This is a genomic window from Actinospica robiniae DSM 44927 (genome assembly GCF_000504285.1).
GTDB classification, from domain to species: Bacteria; Actinomycetota; Actinomycetes; order Streptomycetales; family Catenulisporaceae; genus Actinospica; species Actinospica robiniae.
On the sequence record NZ_KI632511.1, the window covers coordinates 2,512,726 to 2,539,674 of the forward strand.

A 26,949-nucleotide genomic window follows, 5' to 3' on the forward strand; every position below is an offset into this window, starting at 1 on the left:
TGCCGCCGGCGCGGGAACGCCTGCGCCTGCCCGCACACCGACGAAGGAGAACCCATGAACGACGTCGACCAGAGCCGCATCCGCGCCTTCGTCGTCAGCTCCCTGAGCGCGATGAACTACGACGTGTCCGAGGTGGACGGCGACACCACGCTCGGCCCGGCCGGCCTGGACCTCGAGTCCCTCGCCCTGGCCGACCTCGCGGTGCAGGTCGAGGAGGAGTTCGGGGTGGTCTTCGAGCTCGACGACATGGAGTACACCGCGTTGATGAGCCTGGACGAGTTCGCCGCGGAGGTGCGCAAGCGGCTGGCCGGCACCAGCACGGTCGGCGGCGCCCGGTGACGCCCTCGACCGCACCCGACCCGGCCACCGTGCGCGCGCTGCTGGCCGGCTTCGGCGACCGCGCCGCGGGCGAGGTCGGCGAGGAGATCGGCTCGCTCGAGCTGACCTGGCTGATCGCGCAGTTCGAGCAGGCCTACTCGGTCATCGTCGAGCTCGACGACGCGGAGCTGGCCCGGATCGAGACGGTCGAGCAGGCGGCGAACGCGCTGCGCACCGTGCTCGGGCTGCCCGCGCTGGACAGTGCCTGAGGTGGCGGCCGGCTCGTCCCGCAGGCGGGTCGCCGTCACCGGGCTAGGAGTGCTCAGCGCGTTCGGCCGCGGCCCGGAGCCGCTCTCGACCGCGATCTGCGCCGGCAAGGCCGCCTTCGGGCCGGTCGGCCGTTTCGCCACGGCCGGGCGCGCGGTCCACGATGCCGCACACCTGCCGGGTACACCGGACCTCGCCGAGGAGGTGCTGACGGCGATCGCTTCGGCGCGCCGGCAAGCCGGCCTCGTCGAACAGGACTGCACTCCGGTGCTTCTCGCTGTACACGCCGACCGGCGAACGGCCGGGATAGCTCGGCGGGTCGGCCGAATCCATCACCTCGAGGACGTATATACGTGCGCGTGTGTAGCGGCGAGCACTGCCGTTGCGGACGCCGCTGCGCGCATCTCGTTGGGACTGCGCGAGCGGATGGTGGTGGCCGCGGGCTACCTCGTCGAGCCGGACACCTTCGCCATGTTCGATGCCGGACGGGCGCTCGCACGCGACGGCCAAGCGCGGCCGTTCAGCGAGGGGCGCGGCGGCCTGCTCCTCGGCGACGCGGTCACGGCCGTCGTCTTGGAGGCGGAGTCGGCGGCGCGCGAGCGTGGCGCGGCGCCGCTGGCCTGGATCGCCGGATGGGGCCGCACCGGCGACGCCTACCACGTCTGCCGGCCGACGCCGGACGGCTCCGGACTCGCCCGCGCGATCGAGCTGGCTCTCGGCCGCGCCGAGCTGGGGCCGCGGGACGTCGGGTACGTCAACGCCAACGCCACTGGCGCCACGCTGGCCGACTCCGCCGAGATCTCCGCGCTGCGCACGGCTTTCGGAGCCGGGCTGGACCAGGTTCCGGTCAGCTCCACCAAGTCAGTTCACGGACACGCGCTGGAGGGTTCGGCGCTGCTGGAGCTCGTCGCCACGATCCTCACCCTGAACACCGGCGCCCTGCCGGTGAACGCCGGGTATCTCGGCCCGGACGAGCCCCCGCTCGATCTGGTGCTGACGCCCGGACGCGTGACCGATACCCGCCACGCGCTCAGCCTCAACAGCGCGTTCGGCGGCGCGAACACGGCGCTGGTGGTGCAGGCGGTATGACGATCACGATCCCGAGCACCCTGCACCTGCTGCGGCACGAGCGCTGGCCGACTGCCGCCGAACCGCCGGCCGTGCCCGGCTTCATCGTGTCCTCATTCAATCCGCTGGTCGCCGCCGTCGCAGGACTCTGTCTGGACGGGCGTCCGGAGGAACCGCACCGTCGCACCGGCCTGGTGCTGGCCAGCGAGAGCGGCGATGCGGGCACCGCCCGCGAGGTGGCCGACGCGGTGGCGACCGGCCGGCGGGTGGCGCCGCTGCTGTTCTTTCAGTCCAACCCGAACGCCGTGCTCGGCCACGTCGCGGCCCGGCATCGGCTCGACGGCCCGATCGTCTGCCTAGGCCCGCTGCCCGGCGGGAGGTCCATCCGCGACCGCGCGCTGGCCGAGGCCGAACTGCTGCTGCTCGACGGCGACGCCGACGAGGTCCTGGTGGTCCTGGTCGAGCAGGACCCTGACTCCACTGCCGAGGACACGGCCGAAGCACTGCTGCTGCGCGGCCACCTTCCCGGAAAGGAAGCACCCTGATCATGCCCGGCGACAAGACCCCGAACCTGCGTGCCCTGCTAGCTGCCGACCCCGACCTGGGCGCGGGCACGGTGCTCGCCACCCGCGTCCGCCTCGGGGTGAATCTCGATGAGCCGCGCGTCTTCTTCGACACGGAGGTGGACGGACACCCGGCCTGGGCGCCGTTCACGGTGCGCGAGCTGGACCACGCGGTGCGCGCCAGGGCCGCGGCCCTGCACGCCCGGGGAGTACGGCCGGGCGATCCGGTCGCCGTGCACGTGGGCAGCGCCGCCGACAATGTCCTGATGTTCTTGGCGCTCACCCGGCTCGGCGCCGTCCCCGCATTGCTCAATCCGAACCTGGACGGGGAGACCGCCGCAGCGTACATCAGGGGCCTGCGTGCCTCCGGAGTGCTGCTCGACGCCGCCCATCTGGCCGCGATCGGCGACCGGCCGCTCGGCGCGCCGGTGCTCGCGGACGTGGCCGAAACCGCGGACGGCGATCCGGATGCCGCCCCCGAGCAGCACCCGTACTGGTCGGGCGATCCGGTCGCGATCACGCACTCGTCGGGAACGACCGGCATGCCGAAGGCCGTCGTCCACTCGCACGCGAGTCTCCACGCGGCGATCCGGCACCGGCTCGCACTTCCGGCCGCGCAGGGTGCGGATCGGGTACTCAGTGCCCTGCCGTCCCCGCACGCGGCCACCCTCATCGCGGTCAACCAGGCTCTGAGCACAGATGCCTCGATCGCCCACGTGTCCGCGCAGACCGGCCCCGCCGTGCTCGACGCGATCGAGTCCTGGCGCCCACACGGCGTATTCGGCTTCGCTTCCACGTGGGCTGACATGGCGGGCCACGACCTCGCCTCGCGCGACCTCGACTCGGTGTCGCTGTGGTGGAACACCGGCGACTGCGCGCACGAAGCGCACATCCGCCGCCTGGTCGCGGTCGGATCGCGCGTCGTCGCGCGGCCCGGTGGCCGCGTCCGCGAGCCAGGGTCCGTATTCATCGACGGACTCGGATCGAGCGAGATGGGCCACTCGCACTTCTTCCTCAGCCACACCCCCGACAGCGAGCGCTACGGCCGCTGCGTGGGGCGCCCGCATACCTTCGTGGACTGCGAGGTCTTCGACCCTCATGGACGAGCGCTCGGTCCGAACGAGATCGGCGAGCTGGGCACCAAGTCGCCGACGCTCGCACTCGGCTACTGGAACGACTCCGTCACCACGTTCCGCACCCGTCTGCGCGGCTACTTCCTGACCGGCGACCTGATGTACCGGGACGAGGACGGCTACTACTACCACGTCGATCGGCTCGTGGACGCGGTGGACGTCGGCGACGGACGGCGGCTCTACACGGCGCGGTCCGAGGAGCGGGTGCTGGCGGCATGCCCGGACGTGCTCGACTGCACGGTGGTGGCCTTCCGCGACGGAGATCGCGCCATCGCCGACGTGCTGCTGTGCCTGGTCGAAGGCGCGGATGAGAAGCGTGACCGGCGAGCGGAGGTCGCGGCTGCTCTCGACGAGACTACAGCAGAGGCCTTACGCGACGTCATCGTCGTCGACGAGGGCTCGCTCCCGCTCGGGCCGACCGGCAAGGTACGCAAGGTCCTGCTACGCCGTCGGCACCTCGAAGGACATTTGCTCGAGGGGCAACTCCTCGAAGGGCAGGGAGTGCGGTGAGCCGGGCCGCCACCGTCACCGGGATCGGCCTGGTCACCCCGCTCGGGCGCAAACCGGAAGAGTTCTTCGACGCCCTGCTCTCCGGTCGCAGCGGCCTGAGTCGTCCGCCGGAAGGCCATCCGCTGGAGGGCTGGCTGGAGGCCGCCGGCATCTCGCCGAACGTGGACGCCACCGAGGTGCTCCCGCCGACGGAAGGCCGCTCGGTGGACCGCTTCGCGCTGCTTGCCCTGGCTGCGGCCCGCGACGCCCTCGCGGACGCGGACATCGAGGTCGGGCGGGACGTCGATCCGCGCCGGGCCGCCGTCGTGGTCTCCAGCGGAGGCGGCGGCATGGAGACGTACGAGGCGGCGGCGCAGCGGCGGATGCGCTCGGGTCGGCCCGGAGTCAGCCCCTACCTGCTTCCCGGCATGCTGCCCAACATGGCCGCGGCCCGGATCGCGATCCGGCACGGCATCCGCGGCCACAGCGCGGCGATCGCCACCGCGTGCGCGGCCGGGGCTCAGTCGATCGCCGAAGGGCTGCGGCTGATCCGAGACGGCTTGGCCGACGTGGTGGTGTGCGGCGGCACCGACACGCCGCTGCATCCGACCATCGCCGCGGCCTTCCGCAACGCCCGCGCCTTGGCCGAGGGGTGGCCGACGCCGGAGGCGGCCAGCCGGCCGTTCGACGCGCGCCGCAACGGATTCGTGCTCGGCGAGGGCGCGGCTGTGCTGGTGATCGAACGCACGGAGCACGCCGACGCGCGCGGCGCCGCCGGATACGCGGACCTGATCGGCTGGGGTGCGTCCACCGACGCGTTCCATCCGACCTCGCCGCGCCCGGACGGCGAGGGCGCGATCGACTGTATGTCGGCGGCATTGCGCGACGGGGACCGCGACGCCACCGACATCGGGTACGTCAACGCGCACGGTACCGGCACCAAACGGGGAGACGCGGCTGAGGCGCTGGCGATACGGGAGGTCTTCGGATCGCACGAACCGGCGGTCAGCTCGATCAAGGGCGCCACCGGGCACCTGCTCGGCGCCTCGGGGGCGGCCGAGGCCGCGGCGTGCGTGCTCGCGCTCAGCCGCGAAGCGCTGCCGCCCACGCTCAACCTGGACGAGCCGGATCCGGACTGCGCGCCGTTGGACCACGTGCGCGGCGCGGCCAGAACCGGACAGGTGCACCACGCGCTGTCGAACTCCTTCGCCTTCGGGGGCCACAACCTCAGCCTGCTGTTCGGCCCGCCCGGGACCCGCGCGGACAGGCGACCCAAGGGAGTAACCACGTGAGCATCCGAGCCATCGCCCAAGCCGACTTCCACGTCGAGGACGTGGACAAGGCTGCCGACCAACTCGTGTCCGGCTACGGTTTCCGGGTGGACGAGATCCACGCCACGCCGTGCTCCGGCGTCGTGCTCGCGCACGGCGGCGTGCGGCTGAAGCTGACCCGGCCGAAAGACGGGTCCGACTTCCTTGGCCGGCACGGCGACGGGGTCGCCGGCATCGCCGTGTTCTGCGATGATCCCGATGCCGCGTTCGCCCGCGCCGCCGCGGCCGGCGCCCTCGTGCGCTCGGCTCAGGCACGGGCCGTCGAGGTCTTCCCGGATTTCTCGCTGCGCTTCGTCGGTCCGCCCGAAGCCGGACCGGACCCGGAACCGGGCGGGATGTTCGAGGCCATCGACCACATCGCGGTCTGCGTCCCGCACGGCGCGCTCGCACCCACCGTCGAGTTCTGCGACCGCGCGCTCGGGCTGCGCCGGATCTTCGGCGAGCTGATCGAAGTCGGTGAGCAGGCGATGGATTCGGTCGTGGTGCAGAGCGAAGGCGGCGCGCTGACCTTCACCTTCCTCGAGCCGCGGCCGGATCGGCGCCCCGGCCAGATCGACGCCTTCCTCGACGCCCACGGCGGTCCGGGCGTGCAGCACCTGGCCTTGCGCACCAACGACATCGTCGGCGCCGTGCGCGCTCTCGGCGAGCGCGACGTCGAGTTCCTCACCACGCCCGCCGCGTACTACGAGGGGCTGGAGCCGCGCGTCGGCCCCACCGGGATACCGGTCGAGGTACTGCGGGAACTCAACGTGCTGGTAGACCACGACCACGCCGGCCAGCTCTTCCAGATCTTCACCGCGTCCGTCCACCCGCGCCGCACCTTCTTCTTCGAGCTGATCGAGCGGCGCGGCGCCGGCACCTTCGGCACCGCGAATATCAAGGCCCTGTACGAGGCTGTGGAGCGTCAATCGTGACCCTGACCGACATCCCCACCGATCTGCTGCCCACGCCCGAGGAAGTGGCCCACTACCAGGAGCACGGCTGGTATCTCTCACGGCGCCTGTTCTCGGACGCAGAGCTCGATGAACTGCAGGAAGCCACGGAGAAGTACTACGGAGGCCAGCGCGACCACGAGCTGCCGGTGCCCCCGCCGCACCTCGCGTCGTGGCAGGCCGCGGACGGTCCGGTGCAGCGCCACAACGACTACGTGCACTACGAAAGCGACGCGGTGCGCGCGATCCTGACGAAGCCGTTGGTCGGGGCGGTGGCTGCGGCGCTGGCGGGGACCGGGGAGATCCGCGTCTTTCAGGCCACGTTGATCTACAAGCCGCCGAACCCGGAGGAACTGAGCAATCTCGTGCCCTGGCACGCCGACCGGCACTACTGGCAGACCTGCACCTCCGAGCGGATGCTCACGGCGTTCATCCCCTTCCACGACTGCGGGGAGGAGATGGGCACGATCACCATGATCGACGGCAGCCACCGCTGGCAGGAGCCGGACGGCGGCGACGACTCGACCCGGCACTTCGCCGAGCGCGACCGGGGCGAGCTGGAACAGATTCTGCGGGAGACGGCTGAGGCCAACGGCGAGCGGATCACCAAGGTGCCGATGGTCATCCCGCGCGGGCATGTCAGCTTCCACCATTGCCGCGTCTACCACGGCAGCGGCCCGAACCGGGCCGCCGATCCGCGGCGTGCCGTTTCGCTGCACCTGCAGGACGGCGAGAACCGCTACCGCCGCTTCGAGAAGCCGAATGGCTCGCACGTCGTCTACAACCACGATGTGCTCGTCCGCCGCACCCCCGACGCCGAACCCGACTACGCCGATCCCGACTTCTGCCCGGTGATCTGGCGGTCCGAGGGATGACGATCGCAGACCTCTACCGGTCGATGCGGCTGATCCGCGGATTCGAAGAACTCGTACTCGATCTGGTCAAGCACGGCGAGGTCGTCGGCGGCACACACTCTTATATAGGGCAGGAAGCAGTGGCCGTCGGGGTCTGCGCGGCACTGCGGCCGGATGACCTGATCACCAGCACCCATCGCGGGCACGGTCACGTCCTGGCGAAGGGTGCCGAACCGCGCCGCGTGCTGGCCGAACTGCTCGGCCGGCGCGATGGGCTCAACCGAGGCCGCGGCGGCTCCATGCACGCCGCCGACCTCGGCAAGGGCATCCTCGGTGCCAACGGGATCGTGGGCGCGGGTGCGCCGATCGCGGCAGGCGCGGCGTGGGCGGAGCGGCGTTCGGGCTCTGATCGGGTGGCGGTGACGTTCTTCGGCGACGGCGCGCTGAACCAGGGCGTGGTGCTCGAGACGCTCAACCTCGCTGCGATCTGGCGACTGCCGGTGCTTTTCGTCTGTGAGAACAACGGATACGCGACGACGCTCCCGGCGCGCACGGCTGTCGCGGGCAGCGCCGTCAGCCGGGCGGAAGCTTTCGGCATACACGCGGAGTCAGTGGACGGCATGTCGGTCGAGGCAGTGCACGAGGCCGCCTCGGGGTGTGTCGCACACGCTAGATCCGGTGAGGGCCCGGCGCTTCTCGAGTGCCGCACCTACCGCTTCGAAGGCCACCACACGATCGAGCGGCGCTTTCGTCTGAGCTACCGCACGCCCGAGGAGGTCGAGCAGTGGCGAGCGCGCGACCCGCTGCTCACCGCTGGCGCGGAGCTTTCCGACGAGGAGCGGGAGCGTGTCGACGCGGAGGTCGAAGCGGAGTTGGCCGAAGCGCTCGCCTTCGCTCAGGCCAGTCCCCCGCCCGACCCCGCCGACGCGTCCCGCTACCTGTACGCCGACCAAGCCGCCTTCGGAGCCACGTCGTGAGCAAGCTCTCTTATACGAAGGCGATGAATCGAGCGCTGGTCGACGAACTCGCCGCAGACCCGGACGTGTGCGTCATCGGCGAGGACGTCGGTGCGGGGCTGGCCGGTCCGACGCTCGGGCTGGTCGAGCGTTTCGGCGCCGATCGCGTCGTCGACGTGCCGCTGTCCGAGCAGGCCTTCACCTCGCTCGCACTGGGCGCGGCGCTGCGCGGAATGCGGCCGGTGCTCGAGTTCCAGATCCCGTCGCTGCTCTTCCTGGTCTTCGAGCAGATCGTCGACCAGGCCCACAAGATCTCGCTGATGACCGGCGGCCAGGCGCATGCGCCGATCACTTACGTGGTACCCGGATCGGGCTCACGCGAGGGTTGGGCCGGTCAGCACTCTGATCATCCCTACAGCCTCTTCGCGCACGTCGGCATCAAGACGGTGGTGCCGGCAACGCCGTCTGACGCGTACGGCCTGCTGCGCTCGGCGATCCGCGACGACGACCCGACGGTGGTGTTCGCCCCAGCCGCGGCAATGGGCATCCGCGAGGACGTCACCTGGCAGCTGGCGCCGATCCCGCTTGGCAGAGCACGCATTCACCGGGAGGGCGGCGATGTCACCGTGGTCGCGGTGGGCCATCTCGTTCATGACGCGCTCGCGGTGGCCGACGAGGTTGCCGCGCAGGATGGCATCGAGATCGAAGTACTCGATCCGCGCACGCTCTACCCGTTCGACCATGCCGCACTCGAAAGCTCGCTGGCGAAGACCGGCCGGCTCGTCGTGATCGACGACTCGAACCGCTCCTGCGGCTTCGGCGCGGAGATCCTGGCGCTCGCGGCGGAAACGGGCCTGCTGCGTGCGGCACCCCGCCGGGTCAGCCGCCCGGACGGCGCCGTGCTGCCGTTCGCCATCGAACTCGACCGCGCTCTGCAGCCGTCGCGCGATCGGCTCCGGCAAGCCGTGCGCAACGTGACCGCCTGAGCAGAACGACCATGGAAGAGGTACGACGGTGCTCCTCACCCTCGACGACTACGCGGCGGCGGCGCAGGCCCGGCTGTCCCAACCGGTGTGGGACTATCTGGCCGGCGGCGCGGGCGACGAGCGCGCGCTCGCCGCGAACCGCGCGGCTTTTGCGGCCGTCCGCATCCTTCCCAGTGTCCTGACAGGCGCCGGTATCGCCACGACCGAGGCGCGGATCCTCGGCGGGTCCTTCACCGCTCCGCTCGGGATCGCGCCGTGTGCCTTTCACACGCTCGCCCATCCAGAGGGCGAACTCGCCACCGCTCGGGCAGCCGGCGCCGCCGGTGTGCCCTTCATCCGCAGCATGTACTCCGGACGCGCGGCCAAGGTGGTCGGCGCGGCGGCCGCTGATGCGGGCGCGGTGTGGTGGCAGCAGCTCTACTGTCATCGGGACCGATCGACAGCCGAGCGGATGATCCAGCTGGCTGAGGACTCGGGCGCGGCAGCACTCGTTCTCACTGTGGATACGCCGCATCTCGGCCACCGGCTTCGGGATCTGCGTAACGGCTTCCGGTTGCCGCCCGGCATCGGTCCCGCAGACCTCGATGATCCGGCCATCGCCTCCCCGACCGATCACGCCCGTGCCACGAACGACACCTCGCTGAACTGGTCGGTGATCGACTGGATGCGCGCTATCAGCAGTCTGCCTATCCTCGTCAAGGGGGTACTGCGCAGCGCTGATGCTCTTCGGGCCGTCGACGCGGGCGTGGACGGCGTGATCGTGTCGAACCACGGCGGCCGGCAGCTAGATGCCGCACCAGCCACGTTGGAAGCACTCCCCGCGATCGCCACCGCAGTAGCCGGACGCGCGGCAGTCCTTCTCGACGGCGGCGTGCGGACGGGGACGGACGTTTTGACCGCGCTTGCTCTCGGCGCTGACGCGGTGCTGGTGGGCCGACCCGCGCTGCATGGCCTGGCCGTGGACGGGGAGCTCGGCGTGCGAGCCGTGCTTGAACTACTGCGGGACGAGTTGCGTGACGCGATGACGCTTACGGGCGTCGGCAGTCTTGAGGAGATCGGTCGTGACCTGCTCGACACGAGTCGCCTCGCGCTCGTTCCTGCCCCCGCCACGCCGCCTCGCGCCGAGCCCACGCTTCCGCTCACGCGTGCATCGCTCCATTCGAGCCTGTCCGACCCGGACCTCGACTCGATGGCGTTCCTCAACGAGATCGCGGACTGCTACCCGGACGCTGTCTCGTTCGCGCCGGGCCGACCGTACGACGGTTTCTTCGAGGTCGAAGACGTCTTCGGTGCGGTTCGCATCTACCTTGATTCGCTTACCACATCGGGCCGTTCCGAGCAGGCCGTCCGCAGCACGCTCTACCAGTACGGACCGTCGGCCGGGATCATCAGAGGCCTGATTGCGCAGTCGCTGCACCTCGATGAGGACATCGAGGCGTCGCCGGAGTCGATCGTGGTGACGGTCGGAGCGCAGGAAGCGATGCTGCTCGTGCTGCGCGCCCTGTTCGCCGACCCCCGGGACGTGCTGCTGGTATCGACTCCCTGCTATGTCGGCATCGTCGGCGCCGCGAAGCTGCTCGGACTGCGGATCGTCACGATCGCGGAGCGTCCCGTCGGAGGCCTGCACCCGGACGACGTGGTCCGCGCCATCGAGGTACAGCGTCGCAAGGGGCTGCGGCCTCGCGCACTGTACGTGATCCCCGACCACGCCAACCCGTCCGGCAACACCATCGATCTCGCGACCCGTCACGCGCTGCTCGAGGTCGCGGCACGTCACAGTGTCCTGCTGCTGGAGGACAGCCCCTATCGGCTGGTCAGTCCCGGCGAACGGCTGCCCACCCTCAAGGCTCTCGACCGTGAACAGGTCGTCGTGCACATCGGCTCGTTCGCCAAGTCGATGTTCCCCGGCGCGCGGGTCGGCTATGTCGTCGCGGATCAAGCCGTGGATGCCGGACTGCTCGCCGACGAGCTGGCGCGTATCAAGAGCATGGTCACGGTCAACACCTCGGCGCTCAGCCAGGCGGCTGTGGCCGGAACGCTCATTGCGTGCGGCGGCCGATTGGCCGAGCTCAATGCCCGTGCCGCCGCGTACTACGGCGAGAACCTGGCAGCCCTCTTAGACGCGCTCTCAGAACACTTTCCGGAAAGCGCGCCAGCGGGATCCGGGCCGCGGTGGAACCGGCCGCAGGGAGGGTTCTTCCTCACCCTCGACGTCCCGTTCCGTGCGGATGACGCCGCGCTCGACCGTTCCGCGAGCGAGTTCGGCGTGCTGTGGACGCCGATGGCGTACTTCTACCCGGGTGGCGGAGGCGAGCGGCAGATGCGGCTGTCTTTCAGTGGCCTGACTCCGGCACGGATCCGCGAAGGCGTCGGCCGACTGGCGGAGTTCATCGCGTCGGAGACCGCGCGCAGCACGGCCGGCGCCTAGAGCGATTTGATGATCGACTGAGTGTTGGTGGGAGGTGGTAGCCGGTCGGGTCGGGGTTGTCGTCGGGGTGTGGGCGGCCGCTTCGCGTCGCCCGGTTCGTCTGACCACCCGCCCACCCGTTGCGCTGGCCGGGCGGGCTGAGGTTTCAAGATCTCGCCTCCGGCGAGGGCCTTCCCTCGGAGAGATTGCCGGGGTCTGTGGGGTGCTGGCGTTGGTGGGGCGGGCTGACGTTGGGGGTGGTCGGGTTGCGGGTGTGTGCTCTCTCCTCGGCCGGTCCCCGGAGGCAATCAGGAACCTGTCGGGAGGTCAAGCGGCGGGTGGCCTGGGTTGATGCTCGATCTTGCATGGCGCCGCTTGACCTCCCGGCAGAACCCTGATCGGGCTGCGCCTGCCCGACCGAGGAGAGAGCACACCCCCTAGGGAGCAGTGCGAGCTGCGCTCGGCTGAAGCCCGTCCCGTGGTCCGGCCGCGCTCGGTGCGGAAGGATCCTGCATCACCCTGGTCCGACGATCCCGGTCCTCGATCCGCGCGAAGGCGTCGATGCTCCCGTCGCACTTGATGTGAAATCCTGCACCGCCTTGCTGCGACCGACCCCGATCCCAGACCTCGCGGCAGAACTCCGCGGGCTGGACTTCCCCCTTGGGGCCGGGCACCTAGACTGGGTGGATCGCGTGGTCCACCAGGAAGTGGTGTCGAGTGGTGGGTAAGCAGCAGAACCCGGTGTACTCGGAGGAGTTCAAGCGGGATGCGGTGAGGCTGGTGACCTCTTCGGGGCGTACGCGGGCCGAGGTGGCGCGGGAGCTGGGGATCAGCGGGGAGACTCTGCGGACCTGGGTGAGGGCGTTTGCGGCCGAGGGCGAGGCGGCCGGTGGGTCGGATCTGAGCGCGGATGAGCGTGCTGAGCTGCGGGAGCTGCGCCGGAAGGTCAAGCAGCAGGACGAGGTCATCAGCATCCTAAAAAAGCCACTGCCTTCTTCGCGAACGACCCCCGGTAGAGGCGGTCTACCGGTTTGTCGGTGCGGAGAAGGCGCATCATGCGGTCACGCTGCTGTGTGGGGTGCTGGGGGTTTCGAGGAACGCGTACTACGACTGGGTTGCCGCGGCTGCGGCCCGGCTGGCGCGGGTGCGGGCCGAGGAGCTGCTGGTGGCGGAGATCGTGCTGATCCATCTCGGTTCGCGCGGTGCGTACGGTTCGCCGCGGGTGCATGCCGAGCTGGTCCGGCGTGGTCATCGGGTGAACCGGAAGAGGGTGGAGCGGCTGATGCGGGATCACTCGATTGCGGGTTTCACCCGGCGCAGGGGGCGGCGGTGTTTGACGAAGCAGGATCATGCCGCGCGGTTCGCCCCGGATCTGATCGGCCGGGATTTCACGGCGCGGGCTCCCGGGGAGCGGCTGGTGGGTGATGTGACCTGTATCCCGACGGGTGAGGGGTTTTTGTATCTGGCCGGCTGGGTGGATCTGGCGACGAAGGAGGTGATCGGCTGGTCGATGGGCGAGCATCACGACGGGGCGCTGGTCGGCGCGGCGCTGGAGATGGCCCGGGCGCGTGGCCGGCTGCGGCCGGGGTGCGTGGTTCATTCGGATCGGGGCGGGGAGTATACGGGCTCCGGATTCAGGGGTCTGATTGCCCGATGCGGGTATCGGCAATCGATGGGCCGGACCGGGTCGTGCTACGACAACGCGGTCGCCGAGAGCCACTGGGCCCTGATCAAAACCGAGATCGGTGTGCGGGAATGGCCGGACCGCGCCTCTGCGCGCGCTGCGCTGTTCGAGTACATCGAGGTCTTCTATAATCGCAAGCGGCTGCGTAAGTACCCGGGCTGGGGCTATCTGACCCCGCTCGAGGCACGGCAGCGCTACGGCCAGGTCCTGAACCTGGCAGCCTGAGCAACCAAAGATGTGTCCGGTTGCCGGGGGGAAGTCCATTCCTCGAAACCCCCAGCACCCCACACAGCAGCGTGACCGCATGATGCGCCTTCTCCGCACCGACAAACCGGTAGACCGCCTCTACCGGGGGTCGTTCGCGAAGAAGGCAGTGGCTTTTTTAGGATGCTGATGACCTCGTCCTGCTGCTTGACCTTCCGGCGCAGCTCCCGCAGCTCAGCACGCTCATCCGCGCTCAGATCCGACCCACCGGCCGCCTCGCCCTCGGCCGCAAACGCCCTCACCCAGGTCCGCAGAGTCTCCCCGCTGATCCCCAGCTCCCGCGCCACCTCGGCCCGCGTACGCCCCGAAGAGGTCACCAGCCTCACCGCATCCCGCTTGAACTCCTCCGAGTACACCGGGTTCTGCTGCTTACCCACCACTCGACACCACTTCCTGGTGGACCACGCGATCCACCCAGTCTAGGTGCCCGGCCCCAAGGGGGAAGTCCAGACGCCGTCCGCGCAGCCATCCCGTCCACCACCCCTCCCGACACAAACCCCGACCCTCGTACTCTTCCATGCTAGACGCCACTACCGACAAAAGCCGTGAATCCAGCTTTCGCCGTATAAGTAAAGATATTGGAGATTTCCGGGCACTCGAGCGCGCTTCCCGGCGTTGAAGTAGTAGAGATGGAACGAGCGACCCGGAACGGCGATGCAGAATCCTTCCGATCGAACGCGCCGGGCCACGGGACGGGAATCGGCCCGAGCGCAGCTCGCACCGGACCTCAGGGGGTGGGCTCTCTCTCCTCGGTCGGGCAGGCGAAGCCCGGTCAGGGTTCTGCCGGGAGGTCAAGCGGCGCGATGCAAGATCGAGCATCAACGGAAGCTACCGCCGCTTGAGCTCCCGGCAGGTTCCTGATTGCCTCTGGTGCCCGACCGAGGAGAGAGCACACCCCCGGCACCCGACCACCCCGAACCCCAGCCCGCCCCGCTAACGCCAGCACCCACGCAGACCCGGCATCTCTCTCCGAGGGAAGGGCCCGCGCCGGAGGCGAGATCTTGAAACCCCAGCCCACCCCGCCAAGGCAACGGGTGGGCGTGCCCCTATGTCTTCCGTCAAGTCTGGGCTGCTCGCTGTAACGGGCATGTGGGTGGGTGTTGCTCGGGTTATGTGGTGGCGGTGTGGGGCGTGTAGAGCGTGGCGTTGCGGAGCATGGCGTGGAGGACGTTGATGCGTCTGCGGGCGAGGCGGATGATTGCTTGGGTGTGGGTTTTGCCTGCGGCGCGGTGTTTGTCGTAGTAGGCGCGGGAGTCGGGGTCGGCCAGGGCGGCGAAGGCGGAGAGGAACATGGCGCGTTTGAGCTGCCGGTTTCCGCGTCTGGGTGCGTGTTCGCCGCGGATGGAGCTGCCGGAGGACTTGGTGACCGGGGCAAGTCCTGCGTAGGAGGCGAGGTGGTCGGCGGTGGGGAAGGTGGCGGCGTCGCCGACGGTGGTCAGGATGGTCGCGGCGGTCCTGATCCCGATGCCGGGCATCGAGGTCAGGAGCGGGGAAAGAGGGTGGGCCTCCAGCAGGGCACTGAGCTGTCCCTCGAGCGTGCGGCGTTGGGCGAGGATCTCGGTCAGCTGGCGGGCGAGGGAGGGGATGACGAGGGCTGCGGCCCGGGTGCCGGGCACCACGACCGTCTGTTCTGCGAGGGCCTCGGCGATCTCCTCGGCCAGGCGCTCGGCCAGGCGCGGGGCCAGGGGTTTCAGGAGTTTGACGATGCGTCGGGTGCCGGCCTCGGCGAGCAGTTCAGGGGAGCCGTACCGGGCGAGTAGCGCGAGGACGGCCTGGTGCTGGATGCGTGGGCCCAGGACGCGTTCGAGGGAGGGGTGGATCTGGGTGAGCAGGCCGCGCAGCCGATTGGAGGTGCGGGTCGACTCGCCCGCGAGGTCCTGGTCGAACCCGACGAGCATGGCCAGTTCCGCCTCGGTCTCATCGAGCACGGTCAGGGTGCGCAGCGCCCTGGGTGCGGTGCGGGCGACGTCGGCGATCACGGCGGCGTCGCGGGCGTCGGTCTTGGCCTCGCCCTCGTAGAGGTCCGCGGCGCGGCGCATGGCCAGGCCGGGCAGGTAGGCGACCTGGCAGCCGACGTCGCGGGCGACGCTCAGCGGCAGCGCGCCGATGTTCGCGGGCTGATCGACGATCACCAGGACGGTGGCGAACTTCGCGATCAGCTTCTCGAACAGGGCGCGCAGTTTCGGTTCGGTGTTCGGCAGGCGCTTGTCGTAGACGGTCTTGCCGGCCGGGGTCAGCCCGTGGGCGTGGTGCTCGCCCTTGCCCACGTCCAGGCCGAGGAAGACCCCGATACCGCTGGTGTCGTACACGCTCGCCGCCTTCTACTTCGCATGGCCCTGGCCTCGACCATCGCACCGCAGCCGGCAACCACGTTACACAGGCCGCCCCGAGAAAACGCCCGGCGTTGCGCCGGGCACGGGATGCGGACCAGGCCCCTTATCAGCGGTCAGGCAGTGCTCCAAAACCCGGCGGCAACACGCCCAAGGCCATAGACACGGCAGGGTGGCAGAGCCATACCGGGCCCGGAGGCCAGGCGCCCCCATTGCGGGGACACGTAAAAGGTAACGGGTGGACAGACGAACCAGGCGACGCGAAGCGCCCGCCCCCACCACGACGACCACCCCGACCCGACAAGCCACCACGCGCCACAAGCACTCAGCCGATCATCAAATCGCGATAGGGGCGCCCGTTCGAGTGCCAGGCTCCGTTCTTCCGCCGCGCCTGAGCCACCGGCGCGCGCGGGCCTGAAAGGGTCTCGGCATGACCGCCGCCGACATCGTCTGGTTCCGACGCGACCTGCGGGTACACGACCACCCGGCCCTGCACGCCGCGGCAGCCCAGGGCCGGGTCGTTCCGGTCTTCTTCCTGGACGACCGGCTGCTGCACGGCCGCCACGCCTCGCCGACGCGTACGCAGTTCCTGCTCGAAAGCCTGGCCGACCTCGCCTCCAGCCTGCGCGAACTCGGTTCGCCGTTGATCGTGCGGCACGGCAAGCCCGAGCAGCTGCTGCCCGAGCTGGTCCGCGAGACCGGAGCCCGCCGCGTCCACGTCACCCGGGATCTGACGCCGTTCGCCCGCGATCGAGGGCGCGGCGTCGCGGAAGCGCTCGCCGACACGGATGCCGAGATGGTCGCGCACCCCGGCCTGACCGTGGTCGAGGACGCCACGGCCCTACGCACGCAAGCAGGCAAGCCCTACTCCCAGTTCACGCCGTTCTATCGGACCTGGGGGCAAGCCGATCGGCGCAAACCGCTGGCCGCGCCGACGCTCCGCGCGCCCTCGAAGCGACCGCAGTCCGATGGCGTGCCCAAGTCGCTCAAGGCGCTCGGCCTGGAGCCGGAGGTGGACGAGCCGCTGCCGGGCGGCGAGAGCGCCGGCTCGGACCGGCTCGACTGGTTCCTGCACGGCCCGGTCACCGACTACGCCCGCAATCACGACCTGCTCGGGGTCGACGGAACCTCGAAGCTCGGCGCGTACCTGCACCTCGGCTGCCTCTCGCCACGCGCAATCGAAGCAGCGCTATCGCACACGGGCGAGGGTGCCGAGGCATTCCGGCGGCAACTGTGCTGGCGCGACTTCTACCACCACGTCCACTATTTCCGGCCGGAGAACGCGTGGCAGGAGCACCAGGAGCGTTATCGGGGAACCCTGCCGTGGGTGGACGACGACGAGGTCTTCGACGCATGGGCCACCGGCCAGACCGGCTTCCCGCTGGTCGATGCGGCAATGCGCCAACTCCTGCGCGAGGGCTGGATGCATAATCGAGCTCGAATGCTCGTGGGCTGCTTCCTGACCAAGCATCTCGGAGTCGACTGGCGGCGCGGCGAATCGCACTTCATGCGACTGCTCCTCGACGGCGACCAGGCCAACAACAACGGCAACTGGCAATGGATCGCGTCCGTCGGCGTCGACACGGCGCCGGTCTTCCGCAGGCTCTACAGCCCGACCCTGCATCAGAAGCGCTACGATCCCGACGGCAAATACGTGCGCATGTACGTGCCCGAGCTCGCTGACGTGCCGGACCGCTATCTCGCCGAGCCTTGGCGGATGCCGGACGACGCGCAGGAAGCCGCCGGCTGCGTCATCGGCCGCGACTACCCCGAGCCGATCGTGGACCTGCGCCTGGCCCGGGAGCAGGCGCTGGCGCGCTACCGCGAGGCTTCGTCGAACACGTAGACGTTGAGCGTCGGGTACTCCGTGTCCAACTCGCCGAGCGGCCGGTACGTGTACATCTCGCCGCCCACCTCGAGGGACGCCGGCGACCAGTTGTGCACGCGGGTACGGCAGCCGTCGAGGGGCCCGCCGCGCAGTACGACGTTCGGGTCCGGATGTTCGACGAACTTGGGCTGCTCCATGAGCCCATGGAACGACCCGGCCGACGCCGGGGCAACCAGGCGTCGGCCATACGGGCACCACTAGACCATTCGAGGGAGTCCGGGTGTTCTACTCCGTCGCGCTTCCCGCCACCTTGTACTTCTCCGGCGCCGTCAGCAGGAAGGCGAGCAGCGTGGCCGCGATCGGCACCGCGCACAGCACGGTGAACACACCGCGCGGGCCGTGGCTCTCGGCGACCGCGCCCAGGATCGGCGAAGCGAGGCCGCCCACGCTCACACCGAGCCCGAGGGTGACCCCCGCCGCCGTGCCCGGGCGCGCGGGCAGGTAGTCCTGGCCGAGCTTGACCAGCACCGCGAACGGGATGTTGAGCACCAGACCGGCCAGCACGGCGAAGATCAGTGGGGCCACGGCACCCGGGCACAGGCGCAGCGCCACCAGCGCGGGCAGGCCGAGCAGGCTGCCGAGCCGGACGGTGCGGATGGTGCCGATGCGGTCGGCGATCCGGCCGCCGATCAGCGTCCCGGCCACCCCGCCGACGAGGAAGCAGGCCAGCGCCGTTCCGGCCAGCGCGCGGGAGGCGTGCAGCGAGCGCAGCCAGTACAGCTCGATGAAGGTATTGACACCGAAGAAGGCGATCGAGCGGACCACCTCGATGCCGGTGAGTGCGGCGAACGGGCGCCACTGGTCCGGGCCGGCCGGCGTGACCGCGACCGGCGGTGCCGCGGACGCGGCCTCAGCCTCGGTTTTGGCTCTAGCGGCGGCGGCGTGGCGTGCGTGCGAACGCAGCAGCGCGTACCCGGCCAGCAGTGCCGGCGGGATGAACAGGGCGGTGGCGCCGACGCCCAAGGCGGACAGCGCCGGCGTGGCCAGCACCGGCGCCAGGAAGAACCCGACGCTGCCGCCCGCTGCGAACATGCTCATGGCCGAGGCGCTCTCCCCCGCCGCCTCCCGGGCCGACTTGCCGGCGGCCGGGTGGAACATGGCCACACCCGCGCCGGAGATCAGGATCAGCAGCCACACCAGGAAGTACGGCCCGGCGAGCCCGGACAGTCCCGCGCCGAGCCCCGCGACCGCGACACCGATGCCCGCGAGCCCGCCGAGGCGGAAGCGGTCGACGGCCACCCCGATGAACGGCTGCGGAAGGGAGCTGCCGAGCGTCGCCGCAAGGGTCAAGCCGGATGCCGCCAGGTAGCTGTAGTGCCGATCCAGCACGAAGTAGGGGACGGTCGCCGGGATCAGGCCCTGATAGAGATCGTCCACCGCGTGCGCGGCGGCCCATAGGCGCATCCGCGTCCACGGACGCGGCTCGGCCTCAGCACCAGTGGTTGGGTCGGCGGCGTCGGGGTCGGCAACGTTCAGATCAGCGTCAGGTGCGGCTGACCCGCCCGGTCCGGGGCCGTCCGGCACCGCCTGAGTGAGTGTGGCGTTCATACCTCGACTCTGTCGCGCCGGGCCGGGTGCCGACTTCCGCTATTCTGCCGAGTCATGTCGGTAAACCGCCACGAACTGTCCGGGCCCACCCGGCGGTCGCTGCTGTCCGGCGAACTCATCGACTGGCACGACCACGACGTCAACCAGTTGTGTTATCCCCTGCGCGGCGTGCTGGAGATCTCGACCCCGCTCGGCATCTGGATCGTTCCGCCGCACCGAGCGGCGTGGATCCCGGCCGGCGTCCCGCACGCGCACCGCGCCCACGGTCCGACCGAGATGCGCACGCTCGTGTTCGCCGAGTCCGTCAACCCTCTGCGACTCGATCGGCCCACCGTGCTGGCCGCGGATACCTTGCTGCGCGAGGTGATCGTCGCGTTGTGCGAGGGCCAGGGCCCTTACGGAGCCACCGCCGTACCGGCGCAGGCCCTCGACGCCCGGCAGCGCCGCCACCTCGAACTCGTCGCCCTCGACCGGCTGCGCCGGGTTGAAGAACTACCGTTCTCGCTGCCCGCGCCCGAGGACGACCGGCTTCGCGCCATCGCCGCGATCCTCGCCGACGACCCAGCGGACCCGCGGTCCTTGGCTGAGCTCGGCCGAGAGGTCGGCGCGGCCGAACGCACGCTCAGCCGGCTCTTCCGCGCTGAGCTGGGCATGTCGTTCCCGCAGTGGCGGGGCCAGTTGCGCCTTCAACGGGCACTGACATTGCTCGCCGCCGGAAAGCCCGTGACGACAGTGGCAGGGCTTTGCGGCTTCCGCAGCCCGAGCGCGTTCATCGACGCGTTCCGCCGGGCCTTCGGTACGACTCCCGGCCGTTACCGCGAGGGCACGAGCGTAGAGCCAGAACCAGGGAACGAATAGCGGGAGGCTTCGTCAGCCCTCTGGGTAGAACAGGAACAGCGTGCACCCGACCTCGCTGGCGGGCACGTGCCAAGAATCGGCTGGAGCGTGCAGGAACGTCCCCGCCGGGTAGTCGCGCGCACCGTCGTTGAACACGCCCGCCACGACGTAGACCTCTTCCGGCCCGGGCGAGTGAACATCGTCCCGCGGGAACGACGAACCCGGATCCATCTCCAGCACCGCGGCCTTCGCGCCGTTCGGCCCCCGCCACAGCGGCCGCACCCGGATGCCGGGGAACAGCTGCCGAACAGGCGCGTCGTCGACGGAGATCGAGAAGTAGCCCTCCTGCGCAAGGATTTCAGCGTTCATATGTGCGACCCTACTAGCTAGAGCGCAGCTCCCGTCGCAGCACGAGGCGGATCCCGGACCAGTCCGAGTCGATGGCGCAGATCTTGTTGTCGACCAGCCCCGTGGGCAAGGCCACCTCGCGCACGACGTCGGCGTCCACCTCGGTCGCGATCCCCGACGCGCGTTTGGGCCACCCGATCCACAACCCACCGGCCGGAGTGAGCAGGCTGCCGAAACGCGCCACAGCGTCGCCAAGTGCATCGCGCCGCGTGGCGAACCACACGATGACATCGCACGGCGCCGCGCCCAGCGCGTCATCCGCCGCAGCGGCGTAGACGAGCTCCACGCCTGGCGGCAGCGTCCCGAGCGCGGCGTCGAAGGTCTCCGGCGCGTCCACGACCGCCACCCGATGCCCCGGCTTGATCCCCAGCTTGCGGGACAGCGGCGTGCCCTGATTCTCGGCCATCGCCCCAGCTTATGCGGCGGACGGGACGGGTTCGACCACTGAGGCGGACGAGGACTCAGTTTGTGTCAGTGGTCGTCCGTAGAGTTCTCATCAGTAGGCAGCGCGCGCCGAAAGACCACGGATCACCCATGCCGATCTTGGAACGAGGAGTCATGTATCGACAAGGCGACGTCCTGATCGTGCCGGTTCCCGGCACGGCGCAGGAGACGCCGTCGGCGATCGCCGCGGAGATAGCCCGGCTCGAGCCGGCCGCCCGCGACGGACGCGGACGCATGGTGCTCGCGCTCGGCGAGTCGACCGGCCACGCGCACGCCGTCGTCGGCAAGGGCGCGCTCTACCGCGGCCGCACCGAGCTCGCGCCGATGCACCTGCACCTGCCGCAGGGCGGGCGCGTCGTGCACGAGGAGCACGCGGCGTTCGCCCTCCCGCCCGGTTGGTACCGAGTGATCCGGCAGCGCGAGTACGAGCCCGGGTCCGTGCGGATCGTGGCCGACTGATGCAGACCTCGGCAGAGATGACGATCGAAGCCGGCTCGGGCTCGGCTACCGATGCGGACCCCACAGCCGCGACTGAGGCGATCAACGCCGGACCCGGTACGGGCTCCATGACGACGGCCGAGGCGCCAGACCCCCAGGAAGAGCTGATGACCGCCGAAGCACCGACCGCGACGGTAGCGCCCGTGTCCGGCGGCGCGCCCGCCCTTCTGGACAAGATCATCGCGGCCGCAGCACCGGAGCTGTTGGAGAAGTGGTCGCGCATCAGCCTTTGCGTCGAGCCGGTCGATCGGGCCGCGGCCGAGGCGGCGGTCGCCGAGCTCTACATCCTGGCCGGCTTCGCTCCGCCGCAGCACTTCGTCTGGTGCGCATCTCCCCTCGAGGGCGCCCGCCTCATCACGGGCGCGAGCGCCGAGGAGGCCGGCCGATTCGGCGAGTCGCTGCGGCAGGAGCTGCGCAACGGGCCGTGGCAGCGTGCGCGGGCCGACGTGCTCACGCAGCTCGGCGCGCAGGGCTGGACGCAGGCCTGGCGTGAGACGTGCGGCCCGCTCATGCCGAGCGCGACGCGCCTGGTGGAGACCATCACGACCGGCATCGGCGATGCCGCGGAAGACGAGGCCGAGCGCAGCCGGATGCTCCTCGCGCTGACGTTCGCCGACCACGGCCAGCACGACGCTTCCTGGTTGCCGCTGTTCGAGGCGTACCGCGCCGCCGTCGCGGCTGAGGAAACGATCGCGTCGGAGGCGCCCGCCGCCACCGCTGACGCAGTGTCCGCCGATGCGGCAATCCTCCATGCTCTCGCCCACGTCGCCGAGCAGCTGCACTGGTGGTGGCCGTTCGCCGATGCCGCGATCCTGTGCGAGCGTCCCACCACCGTGCACCTAGACGAACAGGGCCGCGCACACAACGGCGAAGGGGCGGCGCTCGCCTACGGAGACGGCTTCGCCCTCTACCGCTGGCACGGCGTGACCATCGCCGAGGACTTCGCTCAGACGCTCGCGACCCTGACGCCGCAGATCATCCAGGGCGAGCGCAACGCCGAGGTGCGCCGGATCATGCTCGAACACTACGGCCACGAGCGCTACATCGTGGACTCGGGCGCCAAGCCGATGCAGGAGGACGAGGCCGGCCGGCTGTGGCAGGTGTTCATCGAGGGCGATGAACCGATCAGCATGGTCGAGGTGGTCAACTCCACCGCGGAGCCGGACGGGACGTTCCGCACCTACTGGCTGCGGGTGCCGCCGCACATGCGCACCGCCAAAGCCGCGGTCGCCTGGACGTTCGGGCTGACCGAGGAGGAGTACCAGCCGCAGATACAGACCTGACCGAGAAACGGGGACAAGCACGCCGTGCCGCGCATCTGATCAAAAATCAGGTGCGCGGCATCGGCGCGCCCGCCGGCGTGAGCGTGTGCGTCAGCAGAGCGGCCGGGACGCGTTCGAGGACGCCGCCGCGGAAGGTGCCGTAGAGGCCGAGCTCAGGCATGTGTACGTAGCCGATGTGGCAGTCGCACTGCTTGAGCGGGCACGGGCGCGGGCGCAGCGCCGCGCGGAAGGAGCCGTCGTAGAGATTGCCGAGGTGTTCGGTCGGATCGGTGCGCGGGACGAAATGGCAACGCCGGACGTTCCCATCGCCGTCGACGGAGATCACCGTCTCTCCGGTGCGGCAGTCGCGGCCGAGGGACGGGTGCGCGTGGCGGGAGACTTCGAATAAGGGGTCGATCGCCGTCCAGTCGGCCGCTTCCGCGTCGGTGTACGTCTTGCCTTCGGCGGCGTTGACCCACAGGTAGACACCGTCGTCGATCGCTTCACGCAGTCGGCGCGCGGCGTCGAGGTGCTCCGGCTGGCCGACGATGCCGATGCTGTGCCGGATGCCGAGGTCGAGCAGGTGTCGGTGCTTCGCGACGAAGCGGTCGAACTCGACCTGGTCGGGATGGTAGGTGCACCAGAGTGCGGTGGTGTCGCGGTTCGCTTCGTCGAGCCAGCCGAGCCGGCAGCTGAGGTTCGTCTGCACGGCGACTTTGCCGACGTGCGGCAGGTGGCTGAGCTCCACGATCGCGTTCCGGTACCAGGACCGCGTCAGCGCCTCGCCCCACGGCGTGAACAGAACACTGATCTTCTCTCCGTGCTCGCGCTGCTCGGCGGCGGCGACCCATTCGATGAACCTGGCCAGCGCGGCCCGGTCGGCCCGTAGTTGCTCCGGGCTGTCGCGACGCTTGGCGAAGGGGCAGTAGCCGCAGTCGTAGTCGCAGCTGGCGAGCGGGCCGCGATAGAGGATGGTGAGGGAGGCGTCCAACGTTCTGGGCCCTACTTCAGCGCGTACGCGCGCATCGCGGCGCGAACGGGGTCGGAGAAGAGCATCGGGCCGATGGCGTCGGACCAGGCGAGACCTTCCGGAGTGAGCCGAAGGCGGGAATCGGCCGGGGATGGTGCGGTCGGCGCTTCTTCGAGCAGGCCTCGTTCCTCCAGCAGGACGAGCTCTCGCGCGAAGTCCTCCCGGGCCAGGCTGCCGAACTTCTTCGTGTATTCGGCTTCGTCGAGGCCTTCCGCCTGGAGCAGCGACTGCAGCAGATGGCGGCGACGCTGCTCGTCTTCAGACAGGCCGTACCCGATCTCGGCGCGGCGGAAGTCCTCCGTGGTGGTGTACGCGTCGATGATGCCCCGGACCTCGTGCGCTGAGACGGCGTAATCGAAGGAGTAGTGCAGCCCCGCGGTGTACGAGCGGGCACCACAGCCGAGGCCGATCATGCCGTCGCTCTGGCAGGAGTAGTCGCCGCCGGAGGCGAACGCAGGCTCCGCGCGACCGCCACCGCCGCTGCCACCACCACCGCGACCGCCACCGCCGCCGGGACCCGACGCGTCGATGCGTCGGAACATGCGCATCGACGTCTGTTCGTAGCCGTTACCGCGCAGGTGGTCGCGGCCGGCGCGGTACAAACGCAGGCGCTGCTCGTCCCAGGCTTCGAGGGCGGTTTCAGGGTCGGCTGGATCGGCGGTGCGGCCGAGCCCGGTCAGCGGCCGGATGTAGAGCGGGTAGAGGTAGAGCTCTTCCGGGGCCCAGGTCAGCGCGGCATCGAGGGAGGCCAGCCAGGACTGCTCGGTCTGGCCGTCGATGCCGTATATGAGGTCGATGTTGAGCACGGGAATCGCGGTCTCGCGGATCGCGGCCAGGGCGCGGTGCACCTCCGCCGCCTTCTGCGGACGGACGGCGGCGCGGGCTTCTGCCGGGTCGAAGCTCTGCACGCCGAGGCTGAGGCGCGTCGTGCCGCGCTCGGCCAGGACGGCGAGGCGGTCCGGGGTCGCGGTGGAGGGCGAGGCTTCGACCGACAGCGGGATCGCACCGAGGTCCGCACCCATCGTCGTCTCCAGGATGTCGAGCAGCCTGCAGAGCTCGGCGGCCTCCAGGAACGTCGGAGTGCCGCCGCCGATCGCGGCGTTGGCGAATCGGGGCCTTCCCGCGGCGGCTGCTTCCAGGGCCGCAAAGGTCTGCGACGCCTGGCGCTCGAGCGCGTCGAGGTAGCGCGTGGTCAGCTCGTCGGGAGCGCCGATGCGGGTGAACAGGTTGCAGAAGCCGCAGCGTACTTCGCAGAACGGGATGTGGGCGTAGAGCGAGAGCGCGTCCGCCTGCTCTCCGTGCCAGACTTCCGAGAGCGCGGGCGCGGGATCGAGCGGCCGGTACGCGGTCTTGTGAGGGTACGCGTACACGTACGACTCGTACGGACGCGCGAGGAGTGCGTGAGACGTCGGAGACGCGACCGATATCAGGCTCATGATGAGGTGCTCGCTCCTTCGTGGGTGCGGCGCGGCAGGACGAACTCCGCGTACGGCACCGTCCACACCAGCGGGTGGGCGAGGCGGTGGCCGTTGTGGCCGTCCTCGCCGTAGAGCGTGCCGTGGTCGGAGCAGACGATCGCGAAGCAGTCGCGACGCGCGCTCATCACCTCGAAGAGCTCGGCGATATGGCGGTCGACGTGTTCGAGCGCTGCCGCGTGGCTGGCGCGGGTGTCACCCTTGGTCGGCGAACTGTCGTCGCGGCTTGCGCCCTCGAGGTGGAACCAGTTGGGCTGATGCAGGGTCGGAACGTTGACGAACAGGAACAGCCGCTCGTCCGCGCCCCTGGCCTCGACGATCTCGCGGGCCTTCACGATCTGGTTCTCGAAGGCGTCCGGCGCCGTAACGCTCGTCTCCGGCGACCAGTGCGCCTCGCGGAAGAGTCCGGGAAGCACGCCGCCGAGCGGGTTCGCGGGGTTGAAGAAGCCGACGCCGCCGATGCAGGCCGTGTGATATCCGGCCTTGGCGAGGCCTTCGGGCAGGGACGGGGCGTCGAAGACCCAGGTCTCTCCGTCGGTGGACTCGCTTCCGCCGAAGCGAGCGGCGAACGGGCGCGGGTGCGGACCCGGGGTGACCGGCGTGGGCAGAAAACCGGCGAAGAATGCGGCGTGCGCGGCGAAGGTGAAGCTGCCGGGCGTGTGCCGCTCTTCCCAGTGCGGCCGGCCTTCGGCGTCTTTCGGCAGGATACGGGCGAGATTGGGGAGGCGTCCGGCCTCGAGGGCTTCGACGGCTACGTCGTAGCGGCAGGTATCGAGGGTCACGAAGAGCAGGTCGTGACTCCCGACGATCGCGTTCATGTCCATGATTGTTCTTCAGCCGTACTGTGCTTGCAGGGACTTGAGTTGGGCGGTGTAGGTGTCGACGGCCTCGCCCAGCGTGCCGGGCAGGCCGAGCAGCCTGGGGAGCAGGTCACCGTACGCGTTGACCTCGGCGACGTAGTCGCGCTCCTGGTCGGACAGGATGTCGATGCCGAGGCAGTGCGACTGCGGAAAGCAGGCGGCAGTCCGCTCGGCCGTTTCGATCACCTGCGCCCAGCGCTCCTCGCCGATCACCTCGCGGTACTCGGCGGCCTCGCGCCGTTTGCCGCCGAGGTGCAGGTTGGTGATCGGCAGGTCGCTGGAACGCCCGACGGCGTGGGTGACGCGGCCGCCGACGGTGACCAGGCGCAGATCCGTTGCCTGGCCCTGGATGCTGATCTTGCCGATGCCGTGCTCGACGTGCAGCCCGTCCTCGGCGAGCCGGTCGATCACCAACTTGATCTCAGATCGGCGCTGATAGGTGCGGAACTTGAGCGAGTTGTAGAGCTCGTATCCGCTCGGCGCCCGATGCAGCTCGGCCGAGGTCTCAGCCCGCAGCTCGCCCTGCCAGGTGCGCACCTTGACGACGCCCGAAGCGGATGAGCCGTGCCGGATCTTGACATACGCTTCGTCCCAGCCGGTTTCGCGCCGGCTGGCCACGAGGCTCTCGAAATCGACGACGCCGGATACCGCCTCCGGGACACTGATTCCGCGCTCGCTGAGCAGGGCGTGGCATCGAGACTTGTCGAAGGCGATCGCCGTCTCGTCCGCGCTCGCAAGCGCCTGCGCGCCGTCGGCCTCGATCGAAGCGTGCAGCGCTTCCAGGGCCTTGACGAAGCCCTCGTACCACGCGCGCGTTCCCTCGACGCGATACATGTCGATCGGCCTCGACTCACCGCGCAGTAGCCGCGTGACCTCGGCGTCCTCGCCGGGCGAATCGATGCGCACAAGCTCGCCCTGGTGGAACGCGGCGGAGCCGCCGAGCACGTCGAGCCACGGAACGACGCGCGGCGCGGCCATGCCCAAGGAGGCAGCCGCCTCATTGAACAGGCCGACGCGCCGGTTGTCCGGATTGCCGACGACAGCCAGTCGCAGGGGGCTCACTCGCCCACCGCGAGGTGGTGGGGCAGGTCGTGCTGCAGGACTTCGATCACAGCTG

General features: G+C 70.0%; 25 protein-coding genes and 2 pseudogenes. 17 read left to right on the plus strand and 10 right to left on the minus strand.

Annotation, left to right across the window (positions count from 1 at the left end; all coding sequences use genetic code 11):
* The first annotated feature begins 54 nt into the window (after window positions 1-54).
* The 13 genes and pseudogenes from ACTRO_RS10715 to ACTRO_RS49600 form a co-directional block, all read left to right on the plus strand.
* Entirely contained in the window at window positions 55-339 is a 285-nt protein-coding gene (locus tag ACTRO_RS10715; protein ID WP_034262996.1) for an acyl carrier protein, read from the plus strand.
* Window positions 336-587 (plus strand): hypothetical protein, encoded by a 252-nt coding sequence (locus ACTRO_RS10720; protein ID WP_211244185.1) that lies wholly within the window; start codon window positions 336-338, stop codon window positions 585-587. Before ACTRO_RS10715 ends, ACTRO_RS10720 begins: the two co-directional genes overlap by 4 nt.
* A 1-nt stretch (window position 588) precedes the next feature.
* A complete protein-coding gene (locus tag ACTRO_RS10725) occupies window positions 589-1,674 on the plus strand; it encodes a beta-ketoacyl-[acyl-carrier-protein] synthase family protein (protein ID WP_034262997.1) in 1,086 nt (361 codons plus the stop codon).
* The gene (locus ACTRO_RS10730; protein WP_051450634.1) at window positions 1,671-2,198 is read left to right on the plus strand and encodes a beta-ketoacyl synthase chain length factor; all 528 of its coding nucleotides are present in this window, start codon (window positions 1,671-1,673) and stop codon (window positions 2,196-2,198) included. Before ACTRO_RS10725 ends, ACTRO_RS10730 begins: the two co-directional genes overlap by 4 nt.
* Window positions 2,199-2,200: 2 nt before the next feature.
* Entirely contained in the window at window positions 2,201-3,859 is a 1,659-nt protein-coding gene (locus tag ACTRO_RS10735; protein WP_051450635.1) for a class I adenylate-forming enzyme family protein, read from the plus strand.
* A complete protein-coding gene (locus tag ACTRO_RS10740) occupies window positions 3,856-5,130 on the plus strand; it encodes a beta-ketoacyl-[acyl-carrier-protein] synthase family protein (protein WP_034262998.1) in 1,275 nt (424 codons plus the stop codon). The genes ACTRO_RS10735 and ACTRO_RS10740 overlap by 4 nt, the downstream gene beginning before the upstream one ends.
* A complete protein-coding gene (locus ACTRO_RS10745; RefSeq protein WP_034262999.1) occupies window positions 5,127-6,083 on the plus strand; it encodes a VOC family protein in 957 nt (318 codons plus the stop codon). The genes ACTRO_RS10740 and ACTRO_RS10745 overlap by 4 nt, the downstream gene beginning before the upstream one ends.
* Window positions 6,080-6,976 carry a phytanoyl-CoA dioxygenase family protein gene (locus tag ACTRO_RS10750; RefSeq protein ID WP_034263000.1) on the plus strand — a complete coding sequence of 299 codons (897 nt, stop codon included), beginning with the start codon at window positions 6,080-6,082 and terminating at the stop codon, window positions 6,974-6,976. Before ACTRO_RS10745 ends, ACTRO_RS10750 begins: the two co-directional genes overlap by 4 nt.
* The gene (locus ACTRO_RS10755) at window positions 6,973-7,932 is read left to right on the plus strand and encodes a thiamine pyrophosphate-dependent dehydrogenase E1 component subunit alpha (protein WP_034263001.1); all 960 of its coding nucleotides are present in this window, start codon (window positions 6,973-6,975) and stop codon (window positions 7,930-7,932) included. The genes ACTRO_RS10750 and ACTRO_RS10755 overlap by 4 nt, the downstream gene beginning before the upstream one ends.
* Window positions 7,929-8,897 (plus strand): alpha-ketoacid dehydrogenase subunit beta, encoded by a 969-nt coding sequence (locus tag ACTRO_RS10760; RefSeq protein ID WP_034263002.1) that lies wholly within the window; start codon window positions 7,929-7,931, stop codon window positions 8,895-8,897. Before ACTRO_RS10755 ends, ACTRO_RS10760 begins: the two co-directional genes overlap by 4 nt.
* Before the next feature lie 28 nt (window positions 8,898-8,925).
* Window positions 8,926-11,325 (plus strand): aminotransferase class I/II-fold pyridoxal phosphate-dependent enzyme, encoded by a 2,400-nt coding sequence (locus ACTRO_RS49595; protein WP_034263003.1) that lies wholly within the window; start codon window positions 8,926-8,928, stop codon window positions 11,323-11,325.
* Window positions 11,326-12,045: 720 nt separating this feature from the next.
* Window positions 12,046-12,240: pseudogene (locus ACTRO_RS51380) on the plus strand (transposase); the annotation flags it as partial.
* Window positions 12,241-12,304: 64 nt separating this feature from the next.
* Window positions 12,305-13,213 (plus strand): annotated as a pseudogene (locus tag ACTRO_RS49600) (IS3 family transposase); the annotation flags it as partial.
* Here ACTRO_RS49600 and ACTRO_RS51385 read toward each other — a convergent pair.
* Together ACTRO_RS51385 and ACTRO_RS10775 are read right to left on the minus strand one after the other, a co-directional pair.
* Window positions 13,183-13,632: a transposase gene (locus tag ACTRO_RS51385; protein ID WP_425394856.1), complete on the minus strand. Its 450-nt coding sequence runs from the start codon at window positions 13,630-13,632 to the stop codon at window positions 13,183-13,185. The pseudogene ACTRO_RS49600 and the gene ACTRO_RS51385 sit on opposite strands and share 31 nt — an antisense overlap.
* Window positions 13,633-14,361: 729 nt before the next feature.
* Window positions 14,362-15,561, minus strand: coding sequence for an IS110 family RNA-guided transposase (locus ACTRO_RS10775; RefSeq protein WP_034263005.1), 1,200 nt, complete (start codon window positions 15,559-15,561; stop codon window positions 14,362-14,364).
* A 451-nt stretch (window positions 15,562-16,012) separates the two neighbouring features.
* Between ACTRO_RS10775 and ACTRO_RS10780 the strand changes: the two genes are divergently transcribed.
* Window positions 16,013-17,428 carry a cryptochrome/photolyase family protein gene (locus tag ACTRO_RS10780; protein ID WP_034263007.1) on the plus strand — a complete coding sequence of 472 codons (1,416 nt, stop codon included), beginning with the start codon at window positions 16,013-16,015 and terminating at the stop codon, window positions 17,426-17,428.
* Here ACTRO_RS10780 and ACTRO_RS10785 read toward each other — a convergent pair.
* Window positions 17,401-17,607, minus strand: a complete 207-nt coding sequence (locus ACTRO_RS10785; protein ID WP_034263009.1) for a hypothetical protein — start codon at window positions 17,605-17,607, stop codon at window positions 17,401-17,403. The genes ACTRO_RS10780 and ACTRO_RS10785 overlap by 28 nt on opposite strands.
* 88 nt (window positions 17,608-17,695) lie before the next feature.
* Complete coding sequence (locus ACTRO_RS10790) at window positions 17,696-18,874, minus strand: MFS transporter (RefSeq protein ID WP_034263011.1); 1,179 nt, start codon at window positions 18,872-18,874, stop codon at window positions 17,696-17,698.
* A gap of 198 nt (window positions 18,875-19,072) precedes the next feature.
* Here ACTRO_RS10790 and ACTRO_RS10795 point away from each other — a divergent pair, with 198 nt between their 5' ends.
* Window positions 19,073-19,876 (plus strand): AraC family transcriptional regulator, encoded by an 804-nt coding sequence (locus tag ACTRO_RS10795; RefSeq protein WP_034263012.1) that lies wholly within the window; start codon window positions 19,073-19,075, stop codon window positions 19,874-19,876.
* Between the two features lie 12 nt (window positions 19,877-19,888).
* On the opposite strand, the gene ACTRO_RS10800 is transcribed toward ACTRO_RS10795, so the two are convergent.
* Window positions 19,889-20,224, minus strand: coding sequence for a cupin domain-containing protein (locus tag ACTRO_RS10800; protein WP_034263014.1), 336 nt, complete (start codon window positions 20,222-20,224; stop codon window positions 19,889-19,891).
* A gap of 13 nt (window positions 20,225-20,237) precedes the next feature.
* Window positions 20,238-20,669 (minus strand): DUF3052 family protein, encoded by a 432-nt coding sequence (locus ACTRO_RS10805; RefSeq protein ID WP_034263016.1) that lies wholly within the window; start codon window positions 20,667-20,669, stop codon window positions 20,238-20,240.
* A gap of 152 nt (window positions 20,670-20,821) precedes the next feature.
* Here ACTRO_RS10805 and ACTRO_RS10810 point away from each other — a divergent pair, with 152 nt between their 5' ends.
* Both ACTRO_RS10810 and ACTRO_RS10815 read left to right on the plus strand, forming a co-directional pair.
* Entirely contained in the window at window positions 20,822-21,166 is a 345-nt protein-coding gene (locus ACTRO_RS10810) for a hypothetical protein (protein WP_034263018.1), read from the plus strand.
* A 17-nt stretch (window positions 21,167-21,183) separates the two neighbouring features.
* Window positions 21,184-22,488, plus strand: a complete 1,305-nt coding sequence (locus ACTRO_RS10815; RefSeq protein ID WP_211244187.1) for a DUF6745 domain-containing protein — start codon at window positions 21,184-21,186, stop codon at window positions 22,486-22,488.
* A 46-nt stretch (window positions 22,489-22,534) separates the two neighbouring features.
* On the opposite strand, the gene ACTRO_RS10820 is transcribed toward ACTRO_RS10815, so the two are convergent.
* Genes ACTRO_RS10820 through ACTRO_RS10835 form a run of 4 tightly spaced genes read right to left on the minus strand, consistent with a single transcriptional unit; the run spans window position 22,535 to window position 26,894 of the window.
* Complete coding sequence (locus ACTRO_RS10820) at window positions 22,535-23,458, minus strand: STM4011 family radical SAM protein (protein WP_034263019.1); 924 nt, start codon at window positions 23,456-23,458, stop codon at window positions 22,535-22,537.
* Window positions 23,459-23,469: 11 nt separating this feature from the next.
* The gene (locus tag ACTRO_RS10825) at window positions 23,470-24,933 is read right to left on the minus strand and encodes an STM4012 family radical SAM protein (RefSeq protein WP_034263020.1); all 1,464 of its coding nucleotides are present in this window, start codon (window positions 24,931-24,933) and stop codon (window positions 23,470-23,472) included.
* A complete protein-coding gene (locus ACTRO_RS10830; RefSeq protein WP_169739874.1) occupies window positions 24,930-25,790 on the minus strand; it encodes an STM4013/SEN3800 family hydrolase in 861 nt (286 codons plus the stop codon). The genes ACTRO_RS10825 and ACTRO_RS10830 overlap by 4 nt, the downstream gene beginning before the upstream one ends.
* A gap of 15 nt (window positions 25,791-25,805) precedes the next feature.
* Window positions 25,806-26,894, minus strand: a complete 1,089-nt coding sequence (locus ACTRO_RS10835) for an STM4014 family protein (protein WP_034263023.1) — start codon at window positions 26,892-26,894, stop codon at window positions 25,806-25,808.
* Window positions 26,895-26,949: the final 55 nt, after the last annotated feature.